Genomic DNA, 16,164 nt, shown 5'->3' with positions numbered 1-16,164 from the left:
AAAGAGGCCGCTTTATCGGCCGAGAATGCGATCTATGCCGGCGGCCGCCTGGTGCGCGCGAGACAGCGCAGCCAGGTATTGCGCGCGCGCCTGGAAGAGCGTGCGTTGGGCGTCCAGCACATCGAGAAAATTGAACTTGCCGGCATCAAAGCCGATGCGTGCCGCGTCATACGCGCGCTGCGCGCCGGGCAACACGTCTTGCCGCAGCGACTGCACGGCGGCGCGGGCCGCGTCGAGCCGCGCTACGTCTTGCGCGAGCGTGGCGTTCTGCTCAAGCTGCAGGGCGCGATAGTCTTCAAACGCCTTGTCGGCCAACCGCTGTGCTTCAAGCTGGTTGCCCTGGTTACGGTCGAACAGCGGCAGCGGCACGGCAATGCCGAGCACCGCCATGTTGTTGTTCGCGGCGCTGTCGCGCTTGGCGCCCACCGTGAGCGTCACGTCGGGCACGCGCTTGCTGCGCTCCACGTTGGCGAGCGCCTGGCGCCGGTCGATCTCCAGACGGGCGCGGATGGCGCGGGGCGAGTTTTCCAGCGCTCCGGTAGCTTGGCGCGCTTCGGGCGGCACGACGGGCAGCGTCTCCGCACTGCCGTCGGCCTCAGGCGCGGCGGACGCGGTGCCCCAGAAGGCCGCCAATGCGCGCTGGGCGATCAGCAGTTCAGCATTCGCGTCACGCAGTTCGATGGCGGCACTGGCACGGGCCACACCGGCCTTGGTTTGCTCCACCGGCGACACCTTTCCCGCCTGCACACGCCGCGCAGCGGCAGATTCGGCCTGAGCGGCCAACGCATCCGACGCCTGCGCGAGCGCCAAGCGCTCCTGCGCAATCACCAGATCGAAAAAGGCCCGCGCGACATCCGCACGCAACTCGGCCTGCAGCACGGCGGCATCTTGCGCCGTGGCATCTCGGGCGATTTCTGCGGCACGCGTGCGTGCACCGCGCTTGCCCCCCAGTTCCAATGGGATATTCAGTTGTGCCGTCATCGTGGCGCGGTCGCGACGAACGTCTTCTGTCGTGAAGGCGGCTTCGGGATTGCGCAGCCGGCGGGCTTGGTCGAGTGCGCCTTCGCTGGCGGCCACTTCATAGCCCGCAGCCGCCAGGGCGGGATGTGTCTGCACCGCACGGTCAACGGCTTGCTGCAGGGTCACGCGTTCAGATGCCGCAGTTGGCATGGAAAGCGCCACCGGAGCGACGGGCTCAGTCGCCGCTGCGGTGGCCAACGGGGCAGCCAGAAGACACAAAAGGACCGCCCCGGCGGGCTGGAAACAGCGCATTACGCAATCGCGCCGTCGGTGTACGGATCGCGTGCGCCAGTCTTTGCACCATCGGTGTAGGGATCGCGGGCGCCGGCCTTGCCGCCATCGGTGTAAGGGTCACGCGTACCGGACTTGGCGCCATCGGTGTACGGGTCACGCGCGTCGGCCTTGGCCAGCGGCGCGAGCGTCGACTTGGCCTGCGGCGCGCAGCACGCTTCGTGATCGCCTTGCGCGGCCACGGCCGTGCCGGTTGCCAGCAATGCGGCCAGTGCCGCCAGAGGAAGCACGCGTTGGAATCGAATCGCCATGAGGATCTCCTTCAAAAGGCCTGACATCAGCAAACAGGAAGGGGGATGTCAGTGGGGCCAGTCTAGGGAGCGGTGCGCCACGCGGGCATGACTCGAAGATGACAAACTTGTCATCTTTGTGCCTCCGTCGGGGGTTTTGGCATATCGTGGCGGCACTGGCGGATACATCAAACGCGCGCCACCTTTCACCATGCGACTGCTCATTGTTGAAGACGAGCCCAAAGCGGGCGATTACCTGCTCAAGGGCCTGACGGAATCCGGCTTTGTGGCTGACCTCGCCCGCACCGGCCCCGATGGCCTTTTCCAGGCCATGGAACACGATTACGACCTGATCGTGCTGGACGTCATGCTGCCCGGCATGGACGGCTGGCAGGTGCTGCAGGAACTGCGCCGCCGCAAGAGCACGCCGGTGCTGTGCCTGACCGCGCGCGACGAACTGGCCGACCGCCTGAAAGGTTTGGAACTCGGCGCAGACGATTACCTCGTCAAACCCTTCGCCTTTGCCGAGCTGGTAGCGCGTGTGCGGACCATCCTGCGGCGCGGCCCGCTGCGCGAAAGTGAGATCCTCGAAATTGCCGACCTGACCATCGACACGATCAAGCGCCGCGTCACGCGTGCAGGACAACGCATCGACCTGACCGCCAAGGAATACGCGCTGCTGCATCTGCTGGCGCGCCGCACGGGGGAGGTGCTATCGCGCTCGCTGATCGCCTCGCAGGTGTGGGATGTGAACTTCGACAGCAACACCAACGTGGTGGATGTGTCGATCCGACGCCTGCGCGCCAAGGTGGACGACCCGTTCGAGCACAAGCTGATCCACACGTTGCGCGGCATGGGCTACGTGCTGGACGCGGTTGATCGCTGATGAGGCCGCTGATGCGCTGGCCCGCATCGCTTGCAGGCAGACTCGTGCTGGCGTTTGTGGTGGTGGCATCGGTCACGCTCACTGCGGCTGGTACGTATCTTTACTTCGCGCTCAACGCGCAACTGCGCGTGGCTGACGATGCGATGCTGCTCGGCAAGATCACGCAGCTGCGCCACCTGGCCAGCGAGGCACCCAGCGCCGACGATCTGGCACGCACCGCACACCGCTATACCGATGTGGTGTCGGGCCACGATGGATTGATCCTGCGCATCGCCACGCCCGAAGGCCGCACGCTGGTGGAAGTGAACCCCGAGGGCGAACACGTGACGATGCCGCCCGTGGTTGCGGCTGCGGTGCCGCCGTCGGAGTCTTCCGTACAGACATGGATATCGATGACCGGCATGGCCTCGCGCGCCGCGGCAGCCGAGGCGTGGCTGGGCAAGAACAACGCGAAAGTGATTGTGCTCGTCGCGCAGGATGGCGACAGCCGCGCAGCATTGCTGACCCAGTACCAGCGCCACATCGTGTTTGCCGTACTTGGCGGCGTGGCGGCGGTGGCGCTGCTGAGCCTGCTGCTCGTGCGGAGCACGCTGCGCGGGTTGGCACGCATCGGCAATCAGGCTGCGGCCGTGGTGCCGAGCCAGCTCGACACACGTCTCACGCTGCAGGGCGCGCCGCGTGAGTTGGCCGACTTGCTGGCTTCACTCAACGCCATGCTCACGCGCCTGCAGGATGGCTTTGCGCGGCTCTCGCAGTTCTCAGCAGACCTGGCGCATGATTTCCGCACGCCGCTGGCCAATCTGGTGGGCCAGACTGAAGTCACGCTCGCACACCCGCGCACGGGCGAGGAATACCGCAGCGTGCTCGAATCCAACCTGGAGGAATACGCGCGCCTGTCGCACATGATCGAGGACATGCTGTTCCTGGCACGCGCCGACCATGCCCGTGTGGCGCTGTCCATCGCGGCGCTGGATGCGCGCCACGAGGTGCAAGTGCTGGTCGACTACTTCGAGGCGGTAGCCGCTGATCGTGACATCACCATCGACGTGCGCGGCGATGCGCAATTGCGCGCAGATGCGACGTTGCTGCGCCGGGCGATCAACAACCTGCTCGACAACGCGCTGCGTCACACACCCGCTGGAGCGTGCATCGACGTAGCGATCGAGTTGATGCCGCAGGGCATCGCAATTGCCGTGGGCAACCCCGGACCGGCCATTCCGGCCCCCGCCCTGCCGCTGCTGTTCGAGCGGTTCTACCGGGGCGACCCCTCGCGGGCGCAATCTGGTGCGCAACCAAGCCAGTCCACCGGGTTGGGACTGGCCATCGTCAAAACCATCATGGACCTGCACGGTGGTAGCGTGCAAGCCAGCAGCCCGCCGGGTGGGCGGACCGAGTTCCGGCTCGTGTTTCCGGCTTGAAAGGCTTAGGTGCCGATCCGCTGTGCCGACGGCGTACGGGTCGCATCCTGGCCGTCGTCGCGCAGAACCTGCCGATACGCGGCCACCACCAGCAAGCCGATGAAGCGCAGCAGGCGGCGCGGTGCATTGACATCTTCAGTGACGGCAAAGCGCGCCGGCGTGCCCTCAACCGGTTCACCGGACAGCCAGAAGCGCACGCCCGGCGGCACGTCGATCGATTGGCCTGGCCTGAGCCAGATGTCCTGCTGCTGATGCTCTTGCGTGATCCACAACAGCCCGGCTTGTGCGGCAATGGTTTGGGCCCGTGCCGACCGCCAGCTCACCGGCACGCCCGGCCGGTCCAGTTCGAAGATCCTGATTTCGCGCATGATTGAGACTCCTGTGCCGGGGTTCGTGGTGGATTTTTATAGGGACTGCGGATCGGCACGGTTCCATCTTGCGCGGCAGCGCACGCCGTTGACATGAACAGTTGTGAACAGTTTTGCTGAACTGTTCAGCATCTTTCGCGAACAGTTTCGTGGGACGACGGACAGAATTGCATTTGGATATGTCAAACCGTTCGTTTTCCACGGGGTGCCGGCTGGCTAGCATGGTCCATCGCCATTCTCGCCGGAGCCGCCATGCCACATGACCAAAACGCCACCATCGACACCACGTTCGGCACCTTGCGCGTACGCCGGGTGGCCGGACACATCGGCGGGGAGGTTCTCGATCTCAAGCTCGGCGCGGACCTGACAGAAGACGCGTTTGCGAGCCTGTATGCTGCGCTGCTCAAATACAAGGTGTTGTTCTTTCGCGACCAGCAACATCTGGACGATGACACGCACCAGGCATTTGGCAAGCGCTTCGGCCGCATCGTGGCCCACCCGACCGTGCCGGCACCCAGCGGCACGCAGCTGTTTGAACTCGATGCGTCAAAGGGCGGCGGCCGTGCCGATTCCTGGCACACCGATGTGACGTTTCTCGATGCGTTTCCGAAGGTATCGATCCTGCGCGCGGTGACGATTCCCGCTTACGGCGGCGACACCGTCTGGGCCAACACCGCCCGCGCCTACGAACAGTTGCCCGACCCGCTCAAGCAGCTTGCCGAGCAGCTCTGGGCAGTGCACACCAACGATTACGACTACGGTGCCGAGCGCACGCAGATCGAGAGCGCACGCCTGCGGCATCATCGGGAGGTGTTTAGCGCCTCGGTGTATGAAGCCTCGCACCCCGTGGTGCACGTGCATCCGGAGACCAGTGAACGCGCCCTGCTGCTCGGCCATTTCGTCAAACGCTTCACTGGCCTGTCGGGCAGCGAATCGACGCGGCTGTTCGAACTCCTGCAGAACCGCGTGACGCGGCTGGACAACACCGTGCGCTGGCAATGGCGCCAGCACGACGTCGCCATCTGGGACAACCGCGCCACGCAGCACTACGCCATCAACGATTACGGCAACCAGCCGCGCCTGGTGCGCCGCGTGACCGTGCATGGCGACACGGCCATCTCAGTGGACGGCAGCCGCAGCACGCAACTGCGCCGCCCCGAAGCCACCAACGACGCGCACATCGACACGCTGGTGGCCAACGCCCACTGATCCACTGATATCAAGCCCCGGCCGCCTGCTGCACCAGCCGGTGGTAGAACCGGATCAGCTCCACCAGATTGGCTTCGGTGATCCGCTCGTTGGTGCCGTGAAAGCGCGGCAAGTCTTCCGGCTTGGCGCGCACCGGCGAGAACCGATAGATATGGTCGGCAATCTCGATCATGTGGCGTGAATCGGTCGCACCGATCATCAGCCCGGGCGCCACGACCGTGCCCGGGAACAGCTCACGCACCGTCTTGTTGATCAACTGATACGACGCCGACTGCGTGGGCGACACCGGCGAGGCTTCGCTCGAGCCGGGCAGTCGGCTCAGTTCGAACTTGCCGTGGGGCGCGGCCGCCTTGGCGGCGTCTTCCACGTGCGCTGTGACGGAGGCGATGGTGTCGCCGGGCAGCAGGCGGAAGTTGACCGTGGCCTCGGCGCGGCCGGGCAGCACGTTGTCCTTGTTGCCGGCCTGCACGATGGTCAGCGCAGTAGTGGTGCGCAGCATGGCGTTGGAGCTGCCTGACGCCTCCAGTTGCTTCTGCACCAGTGGCCCGAACAGCCACAGGTTGGACAGTGCCACGCGGCTGAAGCCCTGCATCTCGGGCGCCAGCGTTGCAAACATCTCCTGCGCTACACCGCGAATGCCGGCGGGCAACTGATCGTCATCCAGCCGCTTGAGCGTGGCGCTCATCATGGCGATGGCGCTCTGCCCGTGCGGCGGCGGCATCGACGAATGCCCGGGCGTGGCCCCGACCTTGAGTTGCACGGAGAGAAAGCCCTTCTCCGCCACGCCGATCAGCGCCGCCGGCTTGGTCAGCCCCGGCAGCACGCCTTCGGTAATGAGCAGACCTTCGTCGATCACGAACTCGAGACGCTCGCCGCGCGATTTGAGCAGCGCGGCGATCTGCTTGGCGCCGCGCTCGCCGCCCACCTCCTCGTCGGCGCCGAAGGCCAGGTGGATGGTGCGGCGCGGCTTGAAGCCGCCGGCGGCCAGCAACTCGATGGCCTCCATCTGCGAGATCAGGTTGCCCTTGTCGTCCCACGCGCCACGGCCCCAGACCATGCCGTCTTTCACCACGCCGTCGAAGGGCGGCTGGGTCCAGTCGCCTTCGGTGCCGGGGGCGATGGGCACGACGTCCTGGTGCGCCATCAGCATGACGGGCTTTAGCGACGGGTCGGAGCCCTTCCAGGTGTAGAGCAACGCAAAGTCGCCCACTTGCTCACGCTGCAGCACGGCATGTGCCTTGGGATAGCGCGCCTCGAGCATGGCGTGCAACTGGCGGAACTGGTCGGCGTTCAGTTGCGCATCGGTCGCGCTCGACACAGTGCGTGCGCGTACGGCTTCGGCCAGGTGCGCCGCAGCGGCCGGCCCGTCCACTGCGACCGGTGTGACAGCGGGCACATCGAGCTGGCGCGAGCTGTGCCGCCACGTGTTGAACGCCACGTAAGCGGCCACCAACACCACAACCGCAATGGCCACGCGCAACAGCCGCCCGATGACGGCTCCACGACGCTTGAACGACGTACGCATTTGTCTCCTCTCCTTTGAAGGTGCATGGCCTTCGCCCGATTTTCATGCACGGGGCGTAAGGCGCCAGTATCGCCGCAGTCGCTTGTATTCGGTGGGCTTCCGAATGCGGCCTCAAAACGCTCGAAAGAAAGGGCCGGCCCCCCTTTTTCACGGAGCCAGCCCGGCGCATCGTCCCGAGGAGAATGCGGGCCGCCGCTTGGCAATCCGCACCATCGCGTTCCGGCGCGTTTGGCTACAATGCCTGAACAGTACTGAACAGTTCCTCGTATCTGTTCAGAGGCTTCCAGATCAGCCTTCGCGCCCATGAAACTCATCATCGATGCCACCACCCGCGTGCCGATTGCCGACCAGATCGTGGCTGGCGTGCAGGCATGGATCCGCGACAACGACGTGCGCCCCGGCGCCAAGCTGCCGTCGATTCGGCAACTTGCAGCCGATTACGGCATCAGCCGCTTCCCCGTCATCGAGGCGTATGACCGATTGGTCTCGCTGGGCCTGCTGGATTCGCGCCACGGCTCCGGCTTCTATGTGGCCGAGAGCAACCTCACTGGGCGCGACGGGCGCGGCTGGTCAGACCCGCGCCGGGCAGAGGCCGAGTCCAAACACATCTTCGAGCAGTTCAGTTACCCCGACGGCATGCTCAAACTGGGCGGCGGCTTTGTGCCGGCCGACTGGCGCGATGTCGACGGCCTGACGCAGGCCATCCGCCAGGTCTCTCGCACCGACACACACGCGGTGATCGACTACTCCTCGCCGCTTGGCAACATGGCGCTGCGCCATCAGGTCATGATGCGAGCACGCCAGCTTGGTATCCAGGCGGAACTGCCCAATGTGTTGATCACCGCCGGCACGAGCCAGGCGATCGACCTTGTGATGCGGCACCTGCTCAAACCCGGTGACACGGTGTTTGTGGAAGACCCCGGCTATTACACCGTGTTCGGCCTGCTGCGTTTGCATGGTGTGAAGCTGGTCGGCATTCCGCGCAGGAGCGATGGGCCCGACGTGGAAGTCACGGAAGCGATGCTGCGCGAACACCGGCCCAAGCTGTTCTTCATCAACAGCGTGCTGCAGAACCCGACCGGCTCGGTCGTGTCGCCACCGGTCGCGTTTCGGCTGCTTGAGCTGGCGCGGCGCCACGGCTTCACGTTTCTGGAAGACGACATCTTTGCCGACCTGCAGGCCGATCCGACCGCGCGGCTGGCAACGCTGGACCAACTCGACCAAGTGATCTACGTGGGCGGGTTTTCCAAGACGGTGTCGGCATCGCTGCCGGTGGGTTACCTGATCGCCAAGCGCGAGCTGGTGCATGACCTGACCAACGTGAAGATGCTCACGAGCGTTGGCGGCTCGCGTTTTGCCGAAGCCGTGGTGAGCACGCTGCTGGAGCGCGGCGCCTATCGCAAATATGTAGAGCGGCTGCGCCAGCGCGCGGGTGACTCCGTCATCGCGTCGCTCGATGTGCTGGCCGATGCCGGCTGGGAAGTGTTTCACCATCCGTCGGGTGGCAACTTCCTGTGGGCGCGTGTGCCGCACGTGGAGGATTCGCGCGATCTGGCCGCCACCGCAGAGAAGCACGGCGTGACATTGGCGCCCGGGCATTACTTCCGCCCGAACCTGGAGGTATCGCCATGGGTGCGCATCAATAGCGCATACGCAACGGAACCACGTGCGGTGGCGTTCCTGCAGGAGGCAGGCAAACGGGCCACCCGCAAGCGCGCATAGACGCTGCTCGCAGGCATGGCATTTGCGGCGTATCTGCCGTCTGCTCTCACTCAGGAGTCCCATCATGCACTCCGACAAGTTCCATACTGCCCGCCCGCCGCTGCACAGCGGCACCACCTACGCTGCAGGCGCCAGCCCAGCCGACCCCGTGCAGCAGGCGTCACAGCGCATCCGCTCTGTAGACGCCTGCGGCACCGAGGCCTCTGGCAGCACGGTCGACACCGACGGCAAAAGCCGAGAGGCGATCAAGGACTCGTCGCTGTGGCAAGACAACGTCATCTATTCCAACGCGTCGCTGGTCAACACCAACCCCGAGCCTTATCCGGAAGGGCCAATTGCGGGCATCGACAGCCGCCGCAGCCACGGGCAGCCAACGGTAGCGCCCGACGCCGGACACAAGCTGGTGCACCGCGGGGTGGTTGAGGAAACCGTGCGCAACGGCACGCGCGCGGCACAGCGATTTTCTTTGGAAGACGACGAGCGAGCTTAGCTTGGTGCGCTGCACCCCCTTCCGTCACGGCACCTGTTACCCCGCTCAGGTATTTGAATCCCCCCCGCGTGGGCTGAAGGTGCGCGGGAAGACGACCGGCGCGCTGCGGTCAACCACACGGTAGCCTTTGGCGGGGCGGTACGAATCGCCTTCCGCCACCCCCGCCTCTTCCAGAAAATTGGCCGACAGCATTCGGGTGCGGAAGCCGCTTTTATCGACCGGGCGACCGAGCACGATCTCGTACATGCGCTGCAACTGCGGCAGCGAGAACGGCTCGGCCAGCAGAAACGCCGGCAACGACGTGTATTCGACCTTGCTGCGCAAACGCGCGACGGCAGTGCGCAGGATTTCCGCGTGGTCAAAGGCAAGTTCTGGCGCACCCAGTACATCGTCCACCGCATACCACGCCACGTCGGCCGCATTGGCGCCCTTGGCAAGAACCACGCCCTGCGCCGGTATCAACGCAAAGTAGACGTGCGTGGCCGACCAGCCGCGCGGGTCGCGTGTGGCCCCGCCCCAGCTGCCGAGCTGCTCAAGATATGGGCTCCCCACGCCGGCCTTCTCCAGCAGCTTGCGGCGTGCGCAGTCTTCCAGCGTGGCATCGACAGCCGTATCGACAAACCCGCCGGGCAGCGCCCATGCGCCGGGAAAAGGCTCGCCTTCGGCGTTGGGGCGCTGCACGAGCAGCACGCGCAATACGTCATCCAGCACCGTGAAGATGACGACATCCACGGTGGTGAACGGTAGCGGGAAGGACTTTGCAGACGATCGGGTGGCCATGGCGGGTCACAAATTTCTTGACGGCCTCAATAGTAAGTTGTATTGTCCAACCCATACAAGTTGTACTGTACAACTAAAACACAAAAAGGAGGTCACCATGTTCGGCATCCGCTTCATCAAGTCGCAGCCCACCGTTCACCTCATGCAGTTCCGCGCCGGCAAGGTGGTGCGCGAAGGCTCGGGCCTGTCGTTCTTCTATTACGGCCCGACGACCACGCTGGTGGCCGTGCCGGTGGCCAGCCAGGACCGCCCGTTCATCCTTGAGCTGGTGACGGCCGATTTCCAAAGCGTGACTGTGCAGGGCCAGGTGACGTACCGCATCAGCGACCCGCGCCGCACCGCGGCGATGATGGATTTCTCGCTCGCCAAAAATGGCCAGAGCTACGTGTCGGAAGACCCGAAGCGTTTGGGCGATCGCGTCGCTCAGCAGGTCGAAGTGATCGTGCAGCAGGCCGTGCAAGCGATGGAGCTGAAGGCAGCGCTGCGCGCATCGGCGGCAATCGCGCGCACTGCACAAGCCGAACTGGCGGCGCAGCCTGAAATTGCCGCGTTGGGGCTGGCAATCCTGGGCGTGTCGGTCATGGCGGTCAAGCCGACGCCCGACATCGCCCGCGCGCTGGAAGCTGAAGCACGCGAATCCAACCTCAAGGCCGCGGACGACGCCGTCTATTTGCGCCGCATGTCGGCCGTGGAAAACGAGCGCGCCATCCGCCAGAACGAGCTGGACACCGACATTGCGGTTGAGCAGAAGAAGCGCCAGATCCGCGAGACACAGATGGAAGCCAAGGCCACCTTGATGCGCAAGGAGAATGCCCTGCGCAACGAACAGATGGCCGCCGATGTGGAGCTCGAAGGCCAGCGCAAGGCCTTCGTAGCCGGGCAGGCCGAGAACAGCCGCACGCTGGCAGAAGCCGAGGCCTACCGCGTGGCCGCCGTCATGCAGGCACTGGAAAAGGCCGACCCGCGCATCGTCAACGCGCTTGCAGCAGCCGGCATGCAACCCGGCCAGCTCATCGCCCAGGCCTTTGGCGGCATTGCCGAACGTGCCGAACGCATCGGCCAGCTCAACGTGTCGCCAGACCTGCTGCAAGGGCTGATGAATGCCTCCACCGGCACAACCGGCAGGGCCGCATCATGAGCACCGATGGCCGCAAGGTCGTGCTGGTGACGCGCCGCACCCGGCTTGAAGAGCTGGTGGCGCGCCACCACACCCTGGCGCAGGCGAAGTTCTACCTCGAACACCTGGGCGCCGATTTTTCCGACTACCTGGCCGAGAACGCCGCCTACGCGCGCAGCCTCGAACTCACCGTGCGCGCGCTGGAAGCCTGGGGCCGCTATCAGGTGGTGGACCGCAGCTACCTGCCCAATTTCATCTTTGCGCCGGACGATATCGTCGTAGCGCTCGGGCAAGACGGACTGGTCGCCAACTCGATGAAGTATCTCGACGGCCAGCCGCTGATTGGCCTGAACCCGGAGCCCGGCCGCTGGGACGGCGTGCTGCTGCCCTTCGAGCCGAAAGACCTCGGCACCGTGCTGGCCGACGTGGCGCGCGACAAGCGCCCTACCAAAGCCGTGACGATGGCCGAAGCACGGCTGTCCGACGGGCAGGTGCTGCGCGCCGTCAACGACCTCTTCATCGGGCCGCGCACGCATGCGTCTGCGCTGTATGAAATCGAACTGGGTGAGCGGCGTGAAGCGCAATCGTCGTCGGGCATCATCGTCGCCACGGGGTTGGGTTCGACGGCGTGGCTGAAGAGCATCGTGACCGGCTCGATGGGCGTCGCACGCGCCATGCATGCCGGCGGCGATGGCTTCCACTATGAGCCCGAACCATGGGACACCCCGCAACTGACGTTCGCCGTGCGCGAGCCGTTTCCGAGTCGCGCATCGCAGGCCACGCTCGTGTTCGGGCATGTGGATGCGGGCCAACCGCTCAAGCTGCGCTCGCGCATGCCCGAGAACGGCGTGATTTTTTCCGACGGCATGGAAGCGGATTACCTGCGGTTCACCGCTGGCATGGAAGCGACGATTTCCGTGGCGGCAACACAGGGGCGATTGGCGGTTTGAATGAAAAAAGGCGGCCGAACCAGGGCCGCCGAAGGAGACACCGCCGCGCTCAGTGCGCCACGGCGTTGAAATTGGGCGGCCGTCGATCGACGAACGCCCGGAAGGCTTCATGCGCCTCCGGAGACTTCAGGCGCTGCGCAAAGCAGGCGCTCTCGGCATCCATCTGCTGCTTGAGCAGTTCGGCATCGCGCATCAGCCGCTTGGTTTCGGTCAGGGCGCCCAGCGGCTGGCGCGCCAACCGCGCCGCAATCGCCTCCGCCTCCGTGCCGAGCTGATACAACGGCACCACCCGATTCGCCAAGCCCCATGCGAGCGCCGATTCCGCGCTCACCGCATCGCCCAGCGCGAACATCTCGAACGCGCGCACGTGGCCCAGGCGCGCGGGCATCAGCAGGCTCGACGCCGCTTCCGGCACCAGCGCCAGATTGACGAACGGCGTGGAAAGCTGTGCGTTGTCCGCCAAGAGCACGAAGTCGCAATGGAGCAGCATGGTCGTGCCGATACCGACCGCGCGGCCCTGCACTGCCGCCACCAGCGGGCGCGTGGCACTGGCCAGCGCATGCAGGAAGCGAACGACGTTGCGCTCGGCGTCACCCTTGTTGCTCTTGCCGCCCGACATGGCGATCGACGCGAATTCGGTGATGTCGTTGCCGGCGGAGAACATGTCGCCTTCGGCGCGCAGCAGCACCACGCGCACGGTGTTGTCGCGCTCGGCGGCGTCCAGCGCATCGGCCAGTGCGCCGTACATCGCGTCGGTCATGGCGTTCTTCTTGTCGGCGCGTGCCAGGGTGAGCGTCAGCACGCCATCGGCGTTGCGGCTCTGGATGTGTTCACTCATTGCTCGTCTCCGTTGGGGAACTTGGTTTGCAGGCTGGCGAGCCAGCGTGCGACAACATCGATCTCGGCGTCGGTAAAACCTTCGGTCAGCCGCGCGTTCAGCTCAGCCAGGCCGGTGCGTGTTTCGGCCAAGGCGTCGCGGCCTGCGGGGGTGATCCAGAGCTGCCAGGCGCGGCCATCCTTGGCATCGGCGCGGCGCTCGATGAGGCCGGCGTCGGCGGTGCGATCGACCAGCCCGCTCATCGCAGAGGGGCCGAGGTCCAACGCGGCGCCGGCTTCGCGCATCAACGCGCCGTCGTTCTTCTCCAGGAAGAACAGCAGGCCGGACTGCGCGGCGGTCACGCCCTCGCCGGTGCGCGATTGAATCCAGCGCTGCAAGCGGCGTTGTCCGACGCTGATCAGATAGACAAGGCGGCGGTCGGGTGCCGTCATGCAGCCTCCGCTTCGTTGCGTGTGGCGGCGGCACGTTCGCGTAGCCAATCCGCCAGACCTGGCCACAGCGTGGTGGCGAACTGCGAGCGGAAGAAGCCCATGTGCCCCACTGCGCCGCCGGCCTGCGCAGGCGTGATTTGCCGGCGCTCGACCCACGTGTTGGTGAAGTGCATCGTCAACGCGTTGATGGCGGCGGGCGTGGCCCACGGGTCGTCGTCAAAGCCGTAGACGAGCACGGGGTGCGTGACGCGGTTGAAGCGCTCGATGGCACCCAGCGTCGGATCATCGAAAAAGTAACGCTGCATGCCGGCCCATGCGCCCCATTCGATGGCGACACCGCCCGGCAGGTCTTCGCCCAGGCCCATGCGCTTGCCGGGCACGTAGCCGATCAGCCTCGCCATCAATGGGCCAACGCCGCGCAGGATCAGCTCCACGCGCCAGCGTTCGCCGCGTTGGCGGATAAAGCGCGAATTGCCCGTGTGGCAAGCCACTTGCACAACGCCCGCGACATCCCAGTCGGCGCAGCACAGGCCGATGGCATGGCCGCCCACCGAGTGTCCGATCGCTAGGTGCGGCAGTTCCGGATAACGCGCCTTCGCCCATCGCATCACGCCTTCGGCGTCGAGCAGGGCCCAGTCGCGCATGCGCGCAGCAAAGCGGCGCAGGCTCTTGGGCCGGGATGCGCCGATCCCGCGGTAGTCATACGTGATGGTGTGGAAGCCGCGTTCGGCCAGAAACTTGGCGAACGCTTGGTAGATGCGTTGCGGCACGCCCGTGGCCGGATGCATGACCACCACGCCCTGCGGCATGCCGGCGGCTGTCCAGAGCATGGCGCCCAGCGGGTAGCCGTCCGTGGCGAGAATGGTGTGCAGTGTGCTGTCCATGACGTCGATTTAGTTCGTACGCGAAGTTTTTTACTTTGTATGCGAAGTAAATCGGTGTGTCAACGACGGAAAGATAAAGTACTTGCTTAACTATTCAGAGGCGCTATAGTTAACCACATGCTTAACCATGACACCTCCCTCGATCTCGCCTTCCAGGCGCTGGCAGACGGCAACCGGCGCGCGATGCTGGTGCAGCTCGTGCGCGGGCCGGCGTCGGTGAGCGAACTCGCTCAACCCCTCGATATCTCGCTGCCTGCGGTGATGCAGCACCTGTCGGTGCTGGAGAACTCCGGTCTCGTGCGATCGGAAAAGGTGGGCCGCGTGCGGACTTGCCGCATCGAACCCGAGGCGCTGAGCCTCGCAGAGCAGTGGATCAACCAGCGGCGCCTGGAGTGGGAGCAGCACTTCGACCGCCTCGGCGCCTATCTGGACACCCTCAAAACCCAAGGAGACTTGCATGACGACGACCATTGACAGCCCCGCCGGCACGACCCTGCGCCCCCTCGTGATCTCGCGCACCTTCCCGGTATCCCGCGACTGGGTCTTCAAGGCCTGGAGCACCGCCGATCACATCAAGCGCTGGTTCTGCCCCACGCACTACACGGTGCCCGACGCGACGGTGGAGTTTCGCGTGGGCGGCAAGTTCGATGTGTGCATGCGCTCGCCCGAGGGGCAAGACCACTGGTCGCGCGGACACTTTCTCGAGATCGTGCCCAACGCGCGCCTCGTCATCGACATGAACGTTGTGGATGGCGACAACCGCCCGCTGATGAACGCCCACACCGTCGTCACCTTTGCCGAAGAGTGCGGGGGCACGCGCATGGAAGTCACGCAGACCCACACGCCGCTGGCGCCGATTGCCGAGATGATGATCAAGGGCGCGTCCGAAGGCTGGAAGCAGACGCTGGACAAGCTGGAGCGCGAAGCCGCAAGCGTGCCGGTGGCCGATGGCATCCAGCGCTCGGTGGTGCATGCCACCTTCACGGTGGAGCGCACGTACGACGCGCCGCGCTCGCGCGTGTTCAAGGCCCTCACAGACCCGGCTGCCAAGGCCAAGTGGTTTGCCGGCGGCAACGGCTACACGTTGCTCGTGCGTGAGATGGATGCCACGCCCGGCGGCCGCGAAGTCGTCAAGGGCCGGTGGGACAGCGGTGTCGTCTCCAGTTTTGAAGCGCTGTATCACGACGTCATCCCCAACGAGCGGGTCGTCTATTCGTACGTGATGCACCTGGACGACCGCAAGATCTCCGCCTCGCTCGCCACGTTGGAATTGCGTGAGCCGAAGGACGGTTCGGACGGCACGCACCTCGTGATGACCGAGCAAGGCGCCTTCCTGGATGGCTACGACGATTCCGGATCGCGTGAGCGCGGCACGCAATTCCTGCTCGACATGCTCGGCAATTCGCTCAAGGACTGAGCATCTGCAATACGTCGCGCGTGACGGCCGCCAAGGTGACCGCCGCGCCGACGATCAACGCTGCCGCCCACAACACGCCGCCCAGGTGCGCCAGAAGCGCCTGGCGCGGCGTCATTGCGCGTACTGCGCGATACCGTTGCCGAACGACCAGTTCTCGGGCAGCACCTCCACGAGGTTGATGAATACGTCTTCGGGCCGCACGCCCGGCTTGTCGCCCAGCAACTCGACGATGCGGCGATAGAGCGCCTGCTTCTGCTCGAGGTTGCGCGTGTTGTTGGCGGTGATCTGGATGATCACCACATCGTCGCTGCGCGCGATGCCGAAGTAAGTCGGGCTGACGCTGAAGGTGCTCGCGTCGTGCTCGGTGAGCGTCATGAAGCGATCATCTTCCGGCACGTTGAATGTCTCGCGCATGGCGCGATAGACGCCATCGAAAATGGCCTGGTGATAAGCGGCAGGCTTGCCGCGCCGCAGCGACACTTGAACGAGGGGCATGGTCCACTCCTTGGTTTGCAGTGACCACAGCATGCCTCACATTGATCATTGAAAAAATACATCCTAAGGTATTTCAATCATTCGATTCCAAAA

19 protein-coding genes are annotated in these 16,164 nt (G+C 65.2%); 9 read left to right on the top strand and 10 right to left on the bottom strand.

Features of this window, described 5'->3' with window-relative positions; all coding sequences use genetic code 11:
• Positions 1–12 precede the first annotated feature (12 nt).
• Positions 13–1,170, bottom strand: coding sequence for a TolC family protein (locus BM136_RS06875; RefSeq protein WP_254775628.1), 1,158 nt, complete (start codon positions 1,168–1,170; stop codon positions 13–15).
• A 101-nt stretch (positions 1,171–1,271) separates the two neighbouring features.
• A complete protein-coding gene (locus BM136_RS06870; RefSeq protein WP_092971138.1) occupies positions 1,272–1,562 on the bottom strand; it encodes a hypothetical protein in 291 nt (96 codons plus the stop codon).
• A gap of 190 nt (positions 1,563–1,752) precedes the next feature.
• On the opposite strand from BM136_RS06870, the gene BM136_RS06865 reads away from it, so the two are divergent.
• Both BM136_RS06865 and BM136_RS06860 read left to right on the top strand, forming a co-directional pair.
• Positions 1,753–2,427, top strand: a complete 675-nt coding sequence (locus BM136_RS06865) for a heavy metal response regulator transcription factor (protein ID WP_024977661.1) — start codon at positions 1,753–1,755, stop codon at positions 2,425–2,427.
• 8 nt (positions 2,428–2,435) lie between these two features.
• Positions 2,436–3,845 (top strand): heavy metal sensor histidine kinase, encoded by a 1,410-nt coding sequence (locus BM136_RS06860; protein ID WP_092971353.1) that lies wholly within the window; start codon positions 2,436–2,438, stop codon positions 3,843–3,845.
• A gap of 5 nt (positions 3,846–3,850) precedes the next feature.
• Here BM136_RS06860 and BM136_RS06855 read toward each other — a convergent pair whose 3' ends face one another.
• The gene (locus tag BM136_RS06855; RefSeq protein WP_092971137.1) at positions 3,851–4,213 is read right to left on the bottom strand and encodes a DUF2917 domain-containing protein; all 363 of its coding nucleotides are present in this window, start codon (positions 4,211–4,213) and stop codon (positions 3,851–3,853) included.
• Positions 4,214–4,465: 252 nt separating this feature from the next.
• Here BM136_RS06855 and BM136_RS06850 point away from each other — a divergent pair, with 252 nt between their 5' ends.
• Positions 4,466–5,422: a TauD/TfdA dioxygenase family protein gene (locus BM136_RS06850; RefSeq protein ID WP_092971136.1), complete on the top strand. Its 957-nt coding sequence runs from the start codon at positions 4,466–4,468 to the stop codon at positions 5,420–5,422.
• Between the two features lie 10 nt (positions 5,423–5,432).
• On the opposite strand, the gene BM136_RS06845 is transcribed toward BM136_RS06850, so the two are convergent.
• Positions 5,433–6,947: a M20 family peptidase gene (locus tag BM136_RS06845; RefSeq protein WP_092971135.1), complete on the bottom strand. Its 1,515-nt coding sequence runs from the start codon at positions 6,945–6,947 to the stop codon at positions 5,433–5,435.
• Between the two features lie 303 nt (positions 6,948–7,250).
• On the opposite strand from BM136_RS06845, the gene BM136_RS06840 reads away from it, so the two are divergent.
• Both BM136_RS06840 and BM136_RS06835 read left to right on the top strand, forming a co-directional pair.
• Positions 7,251–8,669 (top strand): aminotransferase-like domain-containing protein, encoded by a 1,419-nt coding sequence (locus tag BM136_RS06840; protein WP_092971134.1) that lies wholly within the window; start codon positions 7,251–7,253, stop codon positions 8,667–8,669.
• Between the two features lie 64 nt (positions 8,670–8,733).
• The gene (locus BM136_RS06835; RefSeq protein WP_092971133.1) at positions 8,734–9,159 is read left to right on the top strand and encodes a DUF3005 domain-containing protein; all 426 of its coding nucleotides are present in this window, start codon (positions 8,734–8,736) and stop codon (positions 9,157–9,159) included.
• A 45-nt stretch (positions 9,160–9,204) separates the two neighbouring features.
• Here BM136_RS06835 and BM136_RS06830 read toward each other — a convergent pair whose 3' ends face one another.
• Positions 9,205–9,939: an NUDIX hydrolase gene (locus tag BM136_RS06830; protein ID WP_092971132.1), complete on the bottom strand. Its 735-nt coding sequence runs from the start codon at positions 9,937–9,939 to the stop codon at positions 9,205–9,207.
• A 97-nt stretch (positions 9,940–10,036) separates the two neighbouring features.
• Here BM136_RS06830 and BM136_RS06825 point away from each other — a divergent pair, with 97 nt between their 5' ends.
• Both BM136_RS06825 and BM136_RS06820 read left to right on the top strand, forming a co-directional pair.
• Positions 10,037–11,077, top strand: a complete 1,041-nt coding sequence (locus BM136_RS06825) for an SPFH domain-containing protein (protein ID WP_092971131.1) — start codon at positions 10,037–10,039, stop codon at positions 11,075–11,077.
• A complete protein-coding gene (locus tag BM136_RS06820; RefSeq protein ID WP_092971130.1) occupies positions 11,074–12,006 on the top strand; it encodes a diacylglycerol kinase catalytic domain-containing protein in 933 nt (310 codons plus the stop codon). Before BM136_RS06825 ends, BM136_RS06820 begins: the two co-directional genes overlap by 4 nt.
• A gap of 49 nt (positions 12,007–12,055) precedes the next feature.
• Here the strand turns inward: BM136_RS06820 and BM136_RS06815 are convergent, their stop codons facing one another.
• Genes BM136_RS06815 through BM136_RS06805 form a run of 3 tightly spaced genes read right to left on the bottom strand, consistent with a single transcriptional unit; the run spans position 12,056 to position 14,159 of the window.
• Positions 12,056–12,844 (bottom strand): enoyl-CoA hydratase-related protein, encoded by a 789-nt coding sequence (locus BM136_RS06815; protein WP_092971129.1) that lies wholly within the window; start codon positions 12,842–12,844, stop codon positions 12,056–12,058.
• On the bottom strand, positions 12,841–13,275 hold the full coding sequence (locus tag BM136_RS06810) for a MarR family winged helix-turn-helix transcriptional regulator (protein WP_092971128.1): 435 nt from the start codon (positions 13,273–13,275) through the stop codon (positions 12,841–12,843). The genes BM136_RS06815 and BM136_RS06810 overlap by 4 nt, the downstream gene beginning before the upstream one ends.
• Positions 13,272–14,159: an alpha/beta hydrolase family protein gene (locus BM136_RS06805; RefSeq protein ID WP_092971127.1), complete on the bottom strand. Its 888-nt coding sequence runs from the start codon at positions 14,157–14,159 to the stop codon at positions 13,272–13,274. The genes BM136_RS06810 and BM136_RS06805 overlap by 4 nt, the downstream gene beginning before the upstream one ends.
• Positions 14,160–14,276: 117 nt before the next feature.
• Here BM136_RS06805 and BM136_RS06800 point away from each other — a divergent pair, with 117 nt between their 5' ends.
• Together BM136_RS06800 and BM136_RS06795 are read left to right on the top strand one after the other, a co-directional pair.
• A complete protein-coding gene (locus tag BM136_RS06800) occupies positions 14,277–14,633 on the top strand; it encodes an ArsR/SmtB family transcription factor (RefSeq protein ID WP_092971126.1) in 357 nt (118 codons plus the stop codon).
• On the top strand, positions 14,617–15,576 hold the full coding sequence (locus BM136_RS06795) for an SRPBCC family protein (protein WP_092971125.1): 960 nt from the start codon (positions 14,617–14,619) through the stop codon (positions 15,574–15,576). The genes BM136_RS06800 and BM136_RS06795 overlap by 17 nt, the downstream gene beginning before the upstream one ends.
• Here BM136_RS06795 and BM136_RS25675 read toward each other — a convergent pair.
• Together BM136_RS25675 and BM136_RS06790 are read right to left on the bottom strand one after the other, a co-directional pair.
• The gene (locus BM136_RS25675) at positions 15,566–15,691 is read right to left on the bottom strand and encodes a hypothetical protein (protein WP_302848161.1); all 126 of its coding nucleotides are present in this window, start codon (positions 15,689–15,691) and stop codon (positions 15,566–15,568) included. The two genes, BM136_RS06795 and BM136_RS25675, sit on opposite strands and share 11 nt — an antisense overlap.
• Positions 15,688–16,071 carry a tautomerase family protein gene (locus tag BM136_RS06790; RefSeq protein ID WP_092971352.1) on the bottom strand — a complete coding sequence of 128 codons (384 nt, stop codon included), beginning with the start codon at positions 16,069–16,071 and terminating at the stop codon, positions 15,688–15,690. The genes BM136_RS25675 and BM136_RS06790 overlap by 4 nt, the downstream gene beginning before the upstream one ends.
• Positions 16,072–16,164 lie beyond the last annotated feature (93 nt).

Source organism: Ralstonia sp. NFACC01 (assembly GCF_900115545.1).
Lineage (GTDB): Bacteria > Pseudomonadota > Gammaproteobacteria > Burkholderiales > Burkholderiaceae > Ralstonia > Ralstonia mojiangensis.
This window is presented reverse-complemented; position numbering and strand designations above follow the sequence as displayed.

Bases quoted from the DNA above. Each gene is read 5' to 3' on its own strand.
- BM136_RS06875 (WP_254775628.1), bottom strand. From the start codon at position 1,170: ATGCCAACTGCGGCATCTGAACGCGTGACCCTGCAGCAAGCCGTTGAC.
- BM136_RS06870 (WP_092971138.1), bottom strand. From the start codon at position 1,562: ATGGCGATTCGATTCCAACGCGTGCTTCCTCTGGCGGCACTGGCCGCA.
- BM136_RS06865 (WP_024977661.1), top strand. From the start codon at position 1,753: ATGCGACTGCTCATTGTTGAAGACGAGCCCAAAGCGGGCGATTACCTG.
- BM136_RS06855 (WP_092971137.1), bottom strand. From the start codon at position 4,213: ATGCGCGAAATCAGGATCTTCGAACTGGACCGGCCGGGCGTGCCGGTG.
- BM136_RS06850 (WP_092971136.1), top strand. From the start codon at position 4,466: ATGCCACATGACCAAAACGCCACCATCGACACCACGTTCGGCACCTTG.
- BM136_RS06845 (WP_092971135.1), bottom strand. From the start codon at position 6,947: ATGCGTACGTCGTTCAAGCGTCGTGGAGCCGTCATCGGGCGGCTGTTG.
- BM136_RS06840 (WP_092971134.1), top strand. From the start codon at position 7,251: ATGAAACTCATCATCGATGCCACCACCCGCGTGCCGATTGCCGACCAG.
- BM136_RS06835 (WP_092971133.1), top strand. From the start codon at position 8,734: ATGCACTCCGACAAGTTCCATACTGCCCGCCCGCCGCTGCACAGCGGC.
- BM136_RS06830 (WP_092971132.1), bottom strand. From the start codon at position 9,939: ATGGCCACCCGATCGTCTGCAAAGTCCTTCCCGCTACCGTTCACCACC.
- BM136_RS06825 (WP_092971131.1), top strand. From the start codon at position 10,037: ATGTTCGGCATCCGCTTCATCAAGTCGCAGCCCACCGTTCACCTCATG.
- BM136_RS06820 (WP_092971130.1), top strand. From the start codon at position 11,074: ATGAGCACCGATGGCCGCAAGGTCGTGCTGGTGACGCGCCGCACCCGG.
- BM136_RS06815 (WP_092971129.1), bottom strand. From the start codon at position 12,844: ATGAGTGAACACATCCAGAGCCGCAACGCCGATGGCGTGCTGACGCTC.
- BM136_RS06810 (WP_092971128.1), bottom strand. From the start codon at position 13,275: ATGACGGCACCCGACCGCCGCCTTGTCTATCTGATCAGCGTCGGACAA.
- BM136_RS06805 (WP_092971127.1), bottom strand. From the start codon at position 14,159: ATGGACAGCACACTGCACACCATTCTCGCCACGGACGGCTACCCGCTG.
- BM136_RS06800 (WP_092971126.1), top strand. From the start codon at position 14,277: ATGCTTAACCATGACACCTCCCTCGATCTCGCCTTCCAGGCGCTGGCA.
- BM136_RS06795 (WP_092971125.1), top strand. From the start codon at position 14,617: ATGACGACGACCATTGACAGCCCCGCCGGCACGACCCTGCGCCCCCTC.
- BM136_RS25675 (WP_302848161.1), bottom strand. From the start codon at position 15,691: ATGACGCCGCGCCAGGCGCTTCTGGCGCACCTGGGCGGCGTGTTGTGG.
- BM136_RS06790 (WP_092971352.1), bottom strand. From the start codon at position 16,071: ATGCCCCTCGTTCAAGTGTCGCTGCGGCGCGGCAAGCCTGCCGCTTAT.